General features: G+C 30.4%; 9 protein-coding genes, 1 tRNA gene and 1 pseudogene. 10 read left to right on the top strand and 1 reads right to left on the bottom strand.

The annotated features are described in order from the left end of the window. The first annotated feature begins 35 nt into the window (after positions 1 to 35). The 3 genes and pseudogenes from ettA to ACSIGE_RS04715 form a co-directional block, all read left to right on the top strand. On the top strand, positions 36 to 1,727 hold the full coding sequence (ettA, locus tag ACSIGE_RS04725; protein ID WP_440881637.1) for an energy-dependent translational throttle protein EttA: 1,692 nt from the start codon (positions 36 to 38) through the stop codon (positions 1,725 to 1,727). A 1,278-nt stretch (positions 1,728 to 3,005) separates the two neighbouring features. Beyond that, a complete protein-coding gene (locus ACSIGE_RS04720; protein WP_440882184.1) occupies positions 3,006 to 3,308 on the top strand; it encodes a transposase in 303 nt (100 codons plus the stop codon). Between the two features lie 388 nt (positions 3,309 to 3,696). Continuing rightward, positions 3,697 to 3,780 (top strand): annotated as a pseudogene (locus tag ACSIGE_RS04715) (transposase); the annotation flags it as partial. A 191-nt stretch (positions 3,781 to 3,971) separates the two neighbouring features. On the opposite strand, the gene ACSIGE_RS04710 reads toward ACSIGE_RS04715, so the two are convergent. Further along, positions 3,972 to 4,056, bottom strand: a tRNA-Ser gene (locus ACSIGE_RS04710). Between the two features lie 310 nt (positions 4,057 to 4,366). Between ACSIGE_RS04710 and aroC the strand changes: the two genes are divergently transcribed. The 7 genes from aroC to ACSIGE_RS04675 all read left to right on the top strand — a co-directional run bounded on the left by aroC (position 4,367) and on the right by ACSIGE_RS04675 (position 15,056). Beyond that, entirely contained in the window at positions 4,367 to 5,428 is a 1,062-nt protein-coding gene (gene aroC, locus ACSIGE_RS04705) for a chorismate synthase (protein WP_440881636.1), read from the top strand. Positions 5,429 to 5,826: 398 nt separating this feature from the next. Next, the gene (locus ACSIGE_RS04700) at positions 5,827 to 8,580 is read left to right on the top strand and encodes a glycoside hydrolase family 19 protein (protein WP_440881635.1); all 2,754 of its coding nucleotides are present in this window, start codon (positions 5,827 to 5,829) and stop codon (positions 8,578 to 8,580) included. 262 nt (positions 8,581 to 8,842) lie between these two features. After that, positions 8,843 to 11,752: a glycosyl hydrolase family 18 protein gene (locus tag ACSIGE_RS04695; protein ID WP_440881634.1), complete on the top strand. Its 2,910-nt coding sequence runs from the start codon at positions 8,843 to 8,845 to the stop codon at positions 11,750 to 11,752. Positions 11,753 to 11,940: 188 nt separating this feature from the next. After that, the gene (locus ACSIGE_RS04690; RefSeq protein WP_440881633.1) at positions 11,941 to 12,480 is read left to right on the top strand and encodes a Crp/Fnr family transcriptional regulator; all 540 of its coding nucleotides are present in this window, start codon (positions 11,941 to 11,943) and stop codon (positions 12,478 to 12,480) included. Positions 12,481 to 12,638: 158 nt separating this feature from the next. Next, positions 12,639 to 13,265 carry an ABC transporter ATP-binding protein gene (locus ACSIGE_RS04685; RefSeq protein ID WP_440881632.1) on the top strand — a complete coding sequence of 209 codons (627 nt, stop codon included), beginning with the start codon at positions 12,639 to 12,641 and terminating at the stop codon, positions 13,263 to 13,265. Continuing rightward, entirely contained in the window at positions 13,262 to 14,626 is a 1,365-nt protein-coding gene (locus ACSIGE_RS04680; RefSeq protein ID WP_440881631.1) for an ABC transporter permease, read from the top strand. Before ACSIGE_RS04685 ends, ACSIGE_RS04680 begins: the two co-directional genes overlap by 4 nt. Next, positions 14,619 to 15,056: a hypothetical protein gene (locus ACSIGE_RS04675; protein WP_440881630.1), complete on the top strand. Its 438-nt coding sequence runs from the start codon at positions 14,619 to 14,621 to the stop codon at positions 15,054 to 15,056. Before ACSIGE_RS04680 ends, ACSIGE_RS04675 begins: the two co-directional genes overlap by 8 nt. Positions 15,057 to 15,113: the final 57 nt, after the last annotated feature.

The raw sequence follows: 15,113 nt of genomic DNA, 5'->3' as shown, positions 1-15,113 counted from the left end.
CATTCTTAAATTAACTCTAAAAATATTATAAAATAATGAGTGACGATAAAAAGATTATCTTCTCAATGAATAAGGTTTCTAAAACCTATCAGAGCACGGGAAAACAAGTATTAAAGGATATCTATTTAAGCTTTTTTTATGGAGCCAAAATCGGTATTCTTGGTCTTAATGGTTCGGGTAAATCTACTTTATTAAGAATTATTGCAGGGCAAGAAAAAAACTATCAAGGTGATGTAGTATTCTCGCAAGGATATAAAGTAGGGTATCTTGAACAAGAACCTATCTTAGATGAGAATAAAACAGTTTTAGAAATAGTTAAAGAGGGGGTAGCGGATGTAGTTGCTGTTTTAGATGAATATAATAAGATAAATGATATGTTTGGATTAGAAGAAGTGTATTCTAATCCAGATAAAATGGAAAAATTAATGGCTAAACAGGCAGAGCTTCAAGATAAAATAGACGCTTCAAATGCCTGGGAATTAGATACTAAGCTTGAGATAGCAATGGATGCATTGCGAACCCCAGAGGGAGATAAAAAGATTGGCTTATTATCAGGTGGAGAACGAAGAAGGGTAGCTCTGTGTCGTTTGTTACTACAAGAGCCTGAGATCCTATTATTAGACGAGCCTACTAACCATTTAGATGCTGAATCAGTACATTGGTTAGAGCATCATTTAGCGCAATATAAAGGAACTGTTATTGCGGTTACACATGATCGTTATTTTTTAGATAATGTTGCAGGATGGATATTGGAATTAGATAGAGGTGAAGGAATTCCGTGGAAAGGAAACTATTCTTCTTGGTTAGATCAAAAGTCAAATAGGTTAGCACAAGAGAGCAAAGCAGCTTCTAAAAGGCAAAAAACACTTGAAAGAGAATTAGAATGGGTTAGACAGGGAGCAAAAGGACGTCAGGCAAAGTCAAAGGCTCGTCTTAAGAACTACGATAAACTCCTCAATCAAGATCAAAAACAAGTTGAGGAAAAGTTAGAAATTTATATACCTAACGGACCACGACTAGGAACCAATGTTATTGATGCAAAAAGTGTATCAAAAGCTTACGGAGATAAATTATTGTATGAAAACTTGGAGTTTAATCTTCCTCAAGCTGGTATTGTTGGAATTATAGGCCCTAATGGTGCTGGTAAAACAACAATCTTTAGAATGATAATGGGCGAAGATACTCCCGATGCAGGTACCTTCAATGTTGGTGAAACAGCTAAAATTGCCTATGTTGATCAAAATCATTCTAATATTGATCCTAGTAAAACTATATGGGAGAATTTCTCTGATGGTCAAGATCTAGTAATGATGGGAGGTAAGCAGGTGAATTCTCGAGCTTACTTAAGTCGCTTTAATTTTTCAGGAAATGAACAAAATAAGAAAGTAGAAACTTTATCAGGAGGTGAAAGGAATAGATTGCATCTTGCAATGACTCTGAAGGAGGAAGGAAATGTTTTATTGCTGGATGAGCCAACAAATGATTTAGATGTAAATACTTTAAGAGCTCTAGAGGAAGGCTTAGAAAATTTTGCAGGGTGTGCGGTTGTTATTTCTCATGATAGATGGTTTTTAGATAGAATATGTACACATATTTTAGCTTTTGAGGGGGATAGCCAGGTTTATTTTTTTGAAGGGTCTTTCTCTGATTATGAAGAAAACAAGAAAAAACGCTTGGGAGGAGATGTCATGCCGAAACGTATTAAATATAAAAAACTAATAAGATAAGCGATTAAAGAGAGGGGGTCCCTCTCTTTTTTATTAAAAATAAATTTATAAATAATATTTCTTTTTAAAGTATTGGGCTAACTAATGATTAGCTGCAAATTTAAAACCCCACAATAGGAAAGTATTCCCTGTTTTTGTCTATTTTAATTATGCTCGTAGTTTTTTTAGGTTGATTTTTCTTTTTTGTAAAGAAAATATTTATTTATATAATTAATTGTTTAAGAGTTCTCTATATGTTAGTACTTAAGGTAGTATACTTTTAAATTATTTTATAGCTTTTTCTTTACTGACCAGTTTCTAAATGATGTTCTGTAGGAAGATTTTGTAAGAGGTTTATGTTCCATTTTTGTAAATCGAGTTTTTTGATTAGCTACATTAATTTGAAAAAAAGGATTCTTTTTAGGAAATGATATTACGCTAGCTAGATATATAAATTGATTTATTGGGATTAATAAGTTTTGTAATTTGATGTTTTATAAATATACTTTGTAGCTTATATAATTTTGATTTTTTAAATTATAGTCGAAGTACTTCTCATTTTATCTTTTATTATTGAAAGTATTATCAGTCATAAGAATTCTTTTATCTTTTGTAGTATTTCATCTCTTGGATGCATTTGTTAGATTATTTGGTTTGATTTAGTGCTTGAGGACGAAATCGGATCGATAACAAAAGTTGTGGGCGAATTGAAATAGAATATCGATTTTATAAAAAAAGGGACTACTTGGATTTTTATATCGACTTACTAAAAGTTTTACCACCAGAATTACTGATTACATATTTTGATATTATAAAGTATTAAACCATTAAAGAAACTCTTCATTTGTATTTTGAGAAAAAGAAGCCTATTAATGATGAGTTTACTATGGATATAGTTGTTTCTCATGATTTTTATAAAGAAATTATAGTATAAGATTTTCCTTTAAGATGAAAAATAGTATTATACTCCATATCAAAAGTAGGAGATGGTTGAATAAAGCAACTCAAAAAGTAGTTTAAAGAAATTGGGATTTAGTAGCATAGGGAAGGGAACTATCGTGACTGTTGAGTTTGCTGTTTTTTTAAAAGTGCTTAATCGGTACTAAAGCCTGTTTGTTATACCATAGCTAGTTTTTATGGTTTAAATGGTTAAAAGCTACAACGTCAATCTAAAGGCTATTTAAGTGATTTTAAACAATGGAAAGAAAAATCACATACGATTACTTACTGTTTCCTGAAAATATAGGGAGGTAACTTTCTATTGATGAGGTTTCTATATCTTAATGGGAGTTATATACCATTGTTACTAATAAAAAAGCTAAAGGAAAAGTAGAGGGTATTTTAGCTATCATTGCAGGGACTAAAGCTGAATATACGATAGATAGACTACTTAAAATTCTAAGTTCAAAACGAAACAAAGTAAAAGAAATAACTTTAGATATGGCTAACTCAATGAAGTTAATAACTAAAAAGTGTTTTTTACAAGCTAAAAGAGTAACAAATAGGTTTCATTTGCAAAAACTAGCTTTTGACGCTTTACAAGATATTCGAATAAAACATCATTGGGGTGCTAATGATATAAAAAATAATCAAATCAAATAAGCTAAGAATAATAACAAAATATATTATTATTAACTTTTGAAAACATAGATACTGTAAAAAAAATATTGATCAGAAGTAGATATTTACATTATAAAACAAAAGTAGGCTGGGCACAAAAATAACAACAAAGAGAAGAAATATTATTTGAATAATATCTAGATATTAAAAAGCATATGGAATATGTCAAAAACTTAGAAGTTTTTTAATAACAAAACCATAACTAAAGGAATTGCTTGCACAAAATTGGCGAAGTGGTTTAAAGAAATATAGTACTCAGACTTTAAAGCGTTTAATATTGTAGCAAACTCTATAAGTTGTAAATTACAAATCAAAACTCAATTATTTTAATAATCGAAGTACAAATGCTTTCGCGGAATCTTTTAATACAAAAATAAAAGCTTTTGGAGCACAATTTAGAGGAGTGAAAAACACAGAATTCTTCCTTTTTAGATTAACGCAAATTTTTGCCTAACCACAACTTTTGAGAATGATCCTAATTTTTATTTAAAGTCCTTAGTATATAAATCTATTATATTAATATAGTATTAACTGCATGATATTGACTTTTTAAAAAGAGTATATACGGAAAAAGCTTGTCGTCTTAGAACAAGCTTTTTCTCTTTAATCCCCTAAAAAAAATCCGAAGTTTTCACTTCGGATTTGCGGAGAAAGAGGGATTCGAACCCCCGGACCTGTTACAGTCAACGGTTTTCAAGACCGCCGCATTCGACCACTCTGCCATTTCTCCTTGAGTCTAATCAGGTGTTTCCTGATTGCGGATGCAAATATAGAACCTTTTTTTAATTATAAAAAAAGTTTTTATAAGTTTTTTTTAATGAATTTATTGTTTGTTTTTAAGTACTTGTAAATCAGTGTATTTTTAATTTTTTTTAACAAAAATTAATACTGGTATGCTGGTTATTCGAAGTAAACTATTGTTTTAAGAAGTAAAGGTTATTCGATGTATATAACTAGGGAGTAATATTAAGCGTAATTATAGTAATTTAGTTGTTATATCTTAAGAAATAATTCTACATTCGCTTTTAAATTATGATAACATGTTTAATTCATTCGGAAACATTCTTAAACTAACAACTTTTGGAGAATCTCATGGAACAGCTATAGGCGGTATCATTGATGGATTTCCCTCAGGAATTGAGGTTAATTTTGAGGAAATACAAAATGAGCTTAACAGAAGGAAACCAGGCCAATCTAATATTGTTACCCAAAGAAAAGAGCCAGATCAAGTAGAATTTTTATCAGGTATATTTGAAGGCGTCACAACAGGAACATCTATTGGTTTTATAATAAAGAATACCAATCAGAAAAGTAAAGATTACAGTCATAATACGAATGTTTATCGTCCTTCACATGCTGATTATACCTATGATAAGAAATATGGTACGCGTGACTACAGAGGAGGAGGGAGAACTTCTGCGCGAGAAACAGCTAATTGGGTTGTTGCAGGTGCATTAGCAAAGCAACTAATTAGTCATATTAGTATAAACGCATATACTTCGTCTGTAGGTAAAATATATACAAAAAAATCTTATGCAAAGTTGGATTTATCACGAATAGAATCTAATGATGTAAGATGTCCAGACGAAGAAGTTGCGAAAAAAATGATTTCAAAAATAAAAGAAATTAGAAAAGAGGGGAATACCATTGGTGGAACAGTTACTTGTGTTGCAAAAAATATTCCTGTTGGCTTTGGTGAGCCTATATTTAATAAACTCCATGCTCAGTTAGGTAAGGCAATGTTGTCGATAAATGCAGTAAAAGGTTTTGAGTTTGGAAGTGGTTTTGCTGGAGCAGAAATGAAAGGATCAGATCATAATGATCTTTTTAACTCTGATGGCTCTACTAAAAGTAACTTGTCAGGAGGAGTACAAGGTGGTATATCTAATGGTATGGATGTTTATTTTAGGGTCGCTTTCAAACCTGTGGCCACAATTATGCAAAATCAACAGACTATAAATTCGACGGGAGAGTTAACCGAAATTCAAGGAAAAGGAAGGCACGATCCATGTGTAGTTCCAAGAGCTGTACCTATTGTGGAGGCTTTAACCGCTTTAGTATTAGCAGATTTTTATCTACTAGATAAATCACGAAAAGAATAAAAGTTTAAAAAGATCACAAAAAACACTTAATATTCCATAAAATAAGCGGATCTGTTTTTTTCAAATCATATTTTTTATTTGGTTAAAATAGAAAAAAGGTAGTTGTTTTTTAGAGATGTTGATTTGAAAAAGAGAATCGTTTTGCATGAAACATATGTTACTAATAAAAAAATGAAAATCTATAAACGATTATGTTTTTTAATAAATTGAAAATGACCTAAGTAATTATTTCATTCCATATGAGTTGCATTCCATAGAGAATTTTATGCTTTTTATCTAAAAAGTTTGCTAGCAGTAAGGGGACATCTAATTTTGTATGCTGATTAGTTTCTTTAGTGTTTATATATCAGTAAGTTAAATAAGAGGCTAATAAACAAAAACCCTTTAAAATCTCAAAAATGAAACGAACAATTTATGTGCAGTTCGTCATGGTTTTGTTGTTTTCAACTTTTACCATGAACGCTAAATCAAACAATTTCAAAGAAAGGAATTTGTTTCTAAACTACGCAAAGGAAAAAACTAAACAGTTAAACAAAAGAGCAACCAAAACAGATCATCCTCTTGTTTCTAAAGAGCAATGGAATATTTTATTTCCATATAGATTTGGATCAAAAGATACAGGGGGTGGAGTATGGGTTCTAGATCCAAAGAAGGATTTCTACACTTATGAGTCATTTATTGAAGCCATTAACAGAATGGATAAAATTAAAGTGATTTTTGAAAGAAGATGTGGAACTAACGCATACAAAATTACAAGAATTGATAAAGTAACCGGAGAGTCAAATACTTTTCGAACAGATGTAGATTTCGATGCTCCTAGAAACTCTGACAAAGAAATCATTACTGAAGAGGTAGACTATGGATCTTTTTTAAACGAAGGAGATTTAGAGACTAGAAAAAGAGAACTAGTAGCTTTTTTTGCAAATATTTCTCATGAAACAACAGGGGGGTGGGATGCTGCTCCAGGCGGAAAATATTCTTGGGGACTTCATTTTAGAGAAGAACCAACCAATGCATCGTATGCATATCCAGATACTAATTATCCACCTACTCCTGGTAAATCATATAAAGGAAGAGGTCCCATCCAACTTTCTTATAATTATAATTATGGGCCAGCTAGTGAATTTATTTTTGGAGATAAGAAAGTTTTATTAGATAATCCAGATTTGGTAATTCAAGATGCAGCTTTAGCTTTCCAGACAGCTATATGGTTTTGGATGACACCTCAATATCCTAAACCATCAGCACATAATGTGATGGTTAAAAAATGGGTGCCAAATGATTTGGATAAAACTAAAAATAGAGTGCCAGGTTTAGGAATGACTGTAAACATAATAAATGGAGGAGTTGAGTGTGGACAAGGAAAAGAAAAGCCACAGGTTTTAAGTAGAATTGGATATTATAAAAGATATACTAGTATTTACAAAATAGGAACTGATATGGATGGTGTTGATGATCTATCTGACTGTGGCTGTAAAGACATGTCAAAGTATGGTGGAGATTCAGCAGACTTTACTGCAGAGCCATGTGCTCAAAAGCCAGCTATAACTTTTGTAAAGCCAATAAATGATCAATTAATAAAGCAAGAAAAATTCTCTTCAATAGAGGTTAATATTAATGTTGATCAAAAAAAATCTGTTTTAAAAACAATTACTACGACTATCGGGGATAAAACATTTTCAGGAAAATCTTTCTCTTGGACTCCAAGTTCTTATGGAGCTGTAGATTTAATAGCAAATGCAACCTTTGAAAATGGACTTTCAGCAACCAATACAATTAAAGTAATCATTTGGGATGGCGTTAATTTAGATTGTTCTGATATACCGGTATGGAAGTCTACTAAAATTTACGATAAGCCGAATAACTATGTAACTTTTAATGATGTTGTGTATAGAAATAAATGGTATGCAGGAATAGGTAATACACCAGGTGTTAATGGAGTTTGGGAAAAGATTAAAGATTGTGGAACCATAGAAAAAACACCACCAGTAGTAAATTGGCAAGCACCACTAAATGGAAAAATTTTTGAAACAAAGGAGTTATCGCCAATATCATTGAAAGCTAAAGCCACTGATTCTGATGGTGAGGTTGTCTCATTTTATTTTGTTCATAATGGAGCAAATATTGCTGCTACTAAATCTGAGGACACTTACACAGCAAAATTCATTCCTTCTAATTTTGGATCTTTTACTTTAGAAGCAATAGCCACGGATGATGATGGAAAAGTCACTAGTAAAGAAGTTAATTTTACAGTGAAAAAGTATTCGTCAAATGCATCACCAATTATTTCAAAAATAAGCCCCTCTAATGGATTAGTTATAGAGCAAGATAAATTAATGAAAATAGAATTAAAAGCTTTAATTACAGATGATTCAGAGGTTGTAGACGTATTGTTTTCAATTGATGATGAAAAGTTAGCAGTTACCAAAAGTCTTCTAGATTTATATGTTATTAATTGGGAACCAAAAAGTTTTAAAGAATACACATTAACAATAAAAGCAGAAGATGATGAGGGAGTAATATCAAGTAAAACAGTTTCTTTTACAATAAAAGAGAAGGTTAATAGTAATTCTTGTAATGGAACTCCTGTTTGGGAGTCAAAAGTTTATTCAAAACCAGGAATGAGAGTTAGCTATAATGGAGTAATATATAAGAATAAATGGTATGCTTCAAGTAGTGAAATTCCAGGAAAAAGTAGTGTTTGGAAGTATGTACAACCATGTGGAGGAACTATATTACATTGTAATTCCCCAAAATGGTTAGCGAACGAAATTTATTTTGCAGGTGACGAAGTGTATTTTGATAAGAAAATATACAAAGCGAAATGGTGGACCAAAAGTAATCCAAAAAGAAGTAATGAATGGAAGTACGTGTCAGAATGTACTGATGCAAACGAGTCTGTTAAAATTAATATTTATCCATCAATCGTTTCTGATGAAATTCATTTAACAATAACTCCTCAATTAGATAAAAAAGTCAAGGTAGAGGTAAAAGATACTGCTGGTAATTTGTATAAAACCTTATTAAATTCAGTTGTTAAAAAAGGAAGAAATGTATTTACAAAAAATCTTTCGAGTTTAAAGAAAGGTGTTTACATATATAGTGTTGAAATTGACGGAAATATTCAAACTAAGAAAATTATAAAAAAATAAATTTTATTATTCTTGATTATAATTCACGGTGTTAATGTTTTTAATATAAGTGAGTATTACTACCTCATATTTCCTTGTGAGGTAGTATAATTAATTTAAATAAAATCGATAGACTACTCTTGGGCAATAATTTCTTGTTGTTTAACTTAAAGAAAATTAATTTGTATTAAACAAAATATACATTATTACCTGAGCAACTTATCAATAAACAAATAATTCAATTCTTGATCAAGAATTAAATAACCCTTCAAATCTTAATTTTATGAAAAAAACAATATTCATACTATGTTTATTTTTGAGCACTCTTATCAATGCTCAATATCAATTCCCTGATTGTTATCCTCAATATAAGGATGGGGAAACATATCGTCAGGGAGATAAAGCCTCATTAAAAGGTATTAATTATACGGCAAAATGGTATACAACAGCAAAGCCTGGTGATGCTTCATGGAAAAATGATGGAGCTTGCGGTGATGGAGGTTTAGGTTCTGACTACTCTGGAAAGCAACGTATAATTGGGTATTTACCAACATGGATTCCAGATTATGATATTAAAAACAAATTTAATCCAGAAGTTGTTACTAATGTTAATGTATCATTTTTAATGTTTAAGCAGAATAATAAAGATTATAAAAGTAATGACTTTGCTTCTATAGCTTTTGATAACTTTCAGTTAAAAAAAGTAGATTCAGTTTTAACAGATTGTAAAGTTTTAGCAAAAGCAAAAGCAAAGAATGTAAAGGTTTCTGTTGCTCTAGGAGGTGCTACAGATTATGCTTTTTTATGGCTCATGACAAAGTATCATAACAATGATCAAAAATTAGAAGAAATAGCTGATTTATTAGCTAATTTTATTAATTCTAGAAAATTAGATGGTATTGATTTAGATTTAGAATGTTGGTGGGCTGATCCTTCTATTTCAGGAACAACAGATCAAGGAGGTAGAGTAAGAGGAAGTAAGTGGGGAGACCGTGATGAAGGCCCTCATAAAGCAGCGATAGGTATGACAAATTTAAGTAAAAAGCTTAGAAAAAAAATGCCTAATAAGTTAATTACAGCTGCAGTTTTTGGTACTTCTTGGTATGGTAATAATTATGATGGTGATGTAGCAGAGTATTTAGATTGGATAGGCTTAATGACTTATGATTTTACAGGGTCTTGGGATAAATCACCTATTGGTCCACATGCTTCGTTACATAAAACACCATTGAATACTTACCAAAATCAAAGTGCTGACAATCCAATTTATTCAGCTCAAGATGCCTTAGAATATTGGTTAGGAATTGCTCCTGCTACATGGAATCATTCTGGGGGATTCGGTGTACAAAAGGGAAAATTAGTAATTGGTGTACCAATGTATGGATATGATTTTTCTCAAAAAAAGCCTAGCGGAGGAAATGGAGCTAAGTTTGTACCTTATAGAGAAATTGTTTCTGAGTTTCCAAATGCGGCAACAAGTTACGATCAAAAAGATCCAAAAAAGTTGAATGGTCATATTTCTCAAAAAGGAAAAAATATATACTTTGATACACCGAAACAAGCCGCAGAAAAAATAAAGTACACGAAAAATTTTGGTCATCAAGGGGTCATTATTTGGGAGCTAACTCAGGATGTTGATTATAATTCTTCTTCAAGTATTTTAAAAGCTATCAATGAGGCAGCAGGAAATACAACTCCTATTAATCAAGTACCTGTAATTACTTGGCAAACACCTACAGATAATCTGACAATAGAGCAGGATATACTTGGTGCGATTTCATTAAAGGTAGAGGCTACAGATCTTGATGGAAAAATTAGGATACTGAATTTTAAAGAAGGAAACAATACGATTAAGTCAATTAAAAAGGGAAACACATATACAGCAAGTTTTTTACCCGATGATTTTGGTGAATACACTTTAATTGCCGAAGCAACTGATGATAAAGGTGGTATTGCTGAAAAATCGATTAAAATTATTATTAGAAAGAAGGAAGAGCCAAATTCAGCACCAATAATTACTTGGCAGACACCAACAGATAATTTAATAATAGAGCAGGATGTAATTGAAGAAATCACCTTGAAAGCAGAGGCTTCGGATCTTGATGGAGAAATAAGTTTATTTAAATTTAAGGTAGAAGGTAGTACGATCAAAGCAACTAAAAACGGTAATGAATATACAGCAATTTTTATACCTGATAATTTTGGTGAATATACTTTAATAGCTGAAGCTACTGATAATAAAGGAAATACTTCTATAAAATCAATTAAAATTATTCTCAAAAAGAAAGGGACGTCAAATTCAGCACCGAGTATATCTGATATAAAACCAAAAAACGGTAGTATTATTGAACAAGAAACTTTATCTGAAATAAATTTACAAGCTCTTATTACAGATGATAAATCAGTGAGCTCAGTTGAGTTTTTTATAAATAATTTGTCATTAGGGCTTATAGCAGTTAAAGAAAAAGATCAGTATATTTTTAATTGGATACCAAAAGCTTTTGGTAATTTTGACTTTAAAATTGAAGCTACTGATAATAATGGAATGGTGTCAGTAAAGATGATATCATTTAAAGTAGAAGAAAAAAATACAGATGGGGGATGTGATAATATTCCTCTTTGGAAAGCTATTACATATGCGAAGTCAGGCACAGAGGTGTCATATAATGGTGAAGTTTATAAAAATAAATGGTATGCATCAGCAGGAGAAAAGCCAGGCAAAAGTAATGTTTGGGAATATTTAAGACCATGTGGTGGCATTGTAACTTATTGCGGTAGTCAGGCATGGAGATCTGATTTAGTTTATTTAGGAGGAAGTAAAATTTATTATAAAGGTAAAATATATTTAGCAAAATGGTGGACAAAGGGAAGCACACCTAATACTTCAAATGATTGGAAATTTGATTCCGATTGCTCTAAAGTAAAAGAGAATAATATCTTATCTGAGATACAATGTCAAACCTTAGTTAAAGATTATACTAATATTGAAATTTTTACATCTCATAAATCAACAGGAAAAATTCAATTATACGATTTATCTGAAAGACCTGTTAAAACAATTATGCCTTCTAGGATTCTTAATGGAAGAGAGCGTATCACAAAAAATATTTCAGATCTAAAGAATGGAGTATACATATATAAAATCTTTTTAAATAATAAGGTGATTACCAAAAAAATGATTTTGAATAAATAAAGTTTCAGACAAGATAATTTGAAAATTAAATGATTTAATTAAAAAGGTGATGAATATTTGTTTATCACCTTTTTAATTAAAATTAATAACTAGTCAAGATAATAGTTATTTGGCTTGTTTGTTTAAATTTATAATAACTATTTTTGATATATTATAAATTTTTGCTTGTTAATTTAAATAATGCGGTGTTGATTCATAATAATATAATACAGGTTCTAAGAAACGAATGGGAACGAGAAATTATTTTAAAACGAAATGAATTTTTGATAAGGAAAAATGATATAAATACAAAGTTCTATTTTGTTAAAAGTGGAAGTATTCGAATATATATTGAAGACGGAAAAGAAGAACATACAATAAGATTTGGCTATCAGAATTCATTTATTACTGCAATAGATAGTTTTTTAAGTAATGAACCAACTACTTTTTATGTACAGGCATTAAAAGAAACTAATTTATACGTTATTTCAAAAAATAAGTTACTCAAGTGTATAAGTAACGATAAAAAAAATAAGGTATTATGGAGCGATTTACTAGAACATGTTATATTACAACAGGTAGAACGAGAAATTGATTTAATAACTTTTTCCCCTATTAAGCGATTAGAACGATTAAAAAATCGAAGTCCTCAAGTTTTCCAAGAAATTCCTCAAAAATATATTGCTTCTTATCTACGAATGACTCCTGAAACTTTATCTAGAATTTTCAAAGACGATTTAAATAGATAATCAAATTTATGAATTTGTTTTGTAAACTAGCGATTAAGTTATACGTAAGTTGTTATTTCAATAGATTTAAAGTATTTTTTAACCTTAATTTATAAAATTATTACCATCTTGCAACAGATATGCATTAGTTAGCATCTTTATTATTCTATATCTAACCTATGGTAAAAACAAAAAACTTATCGTTTTCATACGATAATTTGGCAAATTTTAGTTTTCCCGATATTAAAATTGACGAAGGTGAACATTTACTCATCTTAGGGGCTTCGGGAGTAGGTAAAACAACGCTTTTATATTTAATGTCAGGACTCTTAAAACCTTTAAATGGTAATGTCTTTATCGACGCAATAGATATAAATTCGTTATCAAGACAAAAGCTTAATGAGTTTCGAGGTGAAAAACTAGGTTTTATCTTTCAGCAATATCATTTTATTAAATCTTTAAGTTTATTAGAGAATTTACAATTGAGGCAAAACTACCCCAAAACGTCTGATGATAAAGAAAGAAGATTAGACTTGATGAGAAGGCTTGGTTTAGATCAATTTTCACATAGAAAAGTAGTTGATTTAAGCCAAGGACAACAACAAAGATTAGCTATTGCATTGGGAATAGTACATAAACCAAAAATTGTTTTTGCAGATGAGCCAACTTCTAATTTAGACGATTATAATTGTTTAAAGGTAATAGAGCTATTAAAAGAAGAAGCAAAAATAAGTAAGAGTAGTTTGATTATTATTACACATGATTTTAGAATAAAATCTCACTTTAAAAATCATATAGTATTATGAAATTATGGTATTTGTCCTACAGGAATTTAATATCAAAACCATTTAACTTAGTTTTAAGCTTGGTACTTCTGGTGTTAAGTGTATCTTTAGTTACTTTTGTTTTACAATTAAGTAATCAAGTAAAAGGGCAGTTAAATAAGAACATAAGTCCTTTTGACATGGTAATAGGGGCAAAGGGAAGCCCTTTGCAAATAATTTTATCATCTGTACTTCATATAGATGCTCCAACAGGTAATATTAAGATTAAAGAAGTTAAGCAATTACAAAAAAATCCTTTAGTTAAACAGGTAATTCCTTTGTCATATGGAGATAATTATAAAGGGATTAGAATTTTAGGAACGACCACAGATTATTTGGATAGTTATGGTGTTACTTTAGAAAAAGGGAGACTGTTTGACGAGCCCTTCGAGGTAGTTTTAGGAAGTAAGATTTCGAAAAAACTACAGCTAAAAATTGGAGATAAATTTGCGGGTTCTCATGGTTTGTTAAAATCTTCAATAGAAATTCACGAGAATGATAAATATGAGGTGAAGGGTGTTTTGAAATCTACAGGGACTGTAGTAGATAACCTGATTATTAGTGATATTGAAAGTGTATGGAAAGCTCATAATTATGATTCTTATCACCATAAGAAGGATTATAAAGATAAAAAAAGTAGTAGTTTTCATGGTGTGGATGAAGAGGTTAATGAAAAGGACCATGCGCATGAACAACATGCTGATGATCATATGCATAAAGAAAAAGAGAAGAGTGCTTATTATCATAATATTTCAGAAGGAAAAAGGAGAAAAGTTGATTTAAGTAGTTATAAGGATGATCTGGAGATTACATCTTTATTGGTAAAATTTAGAAGCCCCATAGGTTTGATTCAGATGCCTAGGTACATTAATGAAAGCACAAACCTGCAATCAGCTATACCAGGCTATGAAGTACAGAGATTGACAAGTATTTTTGGCTCAGGAATAACTATTATAAATGGAATAGCTTTTGCAATTTTGATAGTCTCTGGATTAAGTATTTTTGTAAGCCTATTAAAAACAATAAATGAAAGAAAAAATGAGTTAGCTCTTTTGCGAATTTATGGGTTTCGGAGAGTACAGTTACTTTATGTAGCACTTCTTGAAGGCATGTTTTTAAGTGTACTTGGCTACATTACAGGCTGGCTACTTGGAAGAATGGGGGTTTGGATTACATCTAAATGTATAGAAAGATCTTATGATTATGGCTTACAGCTCAATCCACCCGAAGCATATGAATTTTTTTTATTTGGTATTGTAATTTTAATAGCTTTAATAGCTTGTTTGTTAGCCTCTCTTTCTATTTTTAAACTAAATTTGGTAAAAACATTATCTAATGAATAGGAAAAACATAATTATCTTTTTAATATTCATGTGTAATTACATTCTTGCGCAAGAAAAATTAACATGGAAAGAATTTTCTGATGTAACTTTTAAATCGGAGTATAATACACTTTATAAAGCAAGCTATTTGGTACCTACTTTTGGTAAAGTAATAAAGTCGTACGAAGGAAAAAAGATTAAAATTAAAGGATATTTTATAGATATTTCTGGAGATGGAGAAATGCTTATACTCTCTAAAAACCCAATGGCTGCATGTTATTTTTGTGGGGGATCAGGCCCTGAAAGTATTATTGAAATTGCGTTTCAAAAGCCACCAAGTTTTAAAACAGATGAAGTTATAGAGGTTGAAGGAATACTTAAGCTAAATAATGAAGATGTGGAACATTGCAATTATATTCTTGAAAAGGCATCTGGAATTTTAATAGATTAATAATTTCTAGAAAAAGGTAAATTTTCGATATTAATTTTTGTCATATGTATTATATTT

This window comes from Tenacibaculum profundi (assembly GCF_052050075.1).
Lineage (GTDB): Bacteria > Bacteroidota > Bacteroidia > Flavobacteriales > Flavobacteriaceae > Polaribacter.
Note: the sequence above shows the minus strand (reverse complement) of the source record. Positions and strands in the feature narration are given on the sequence as shown.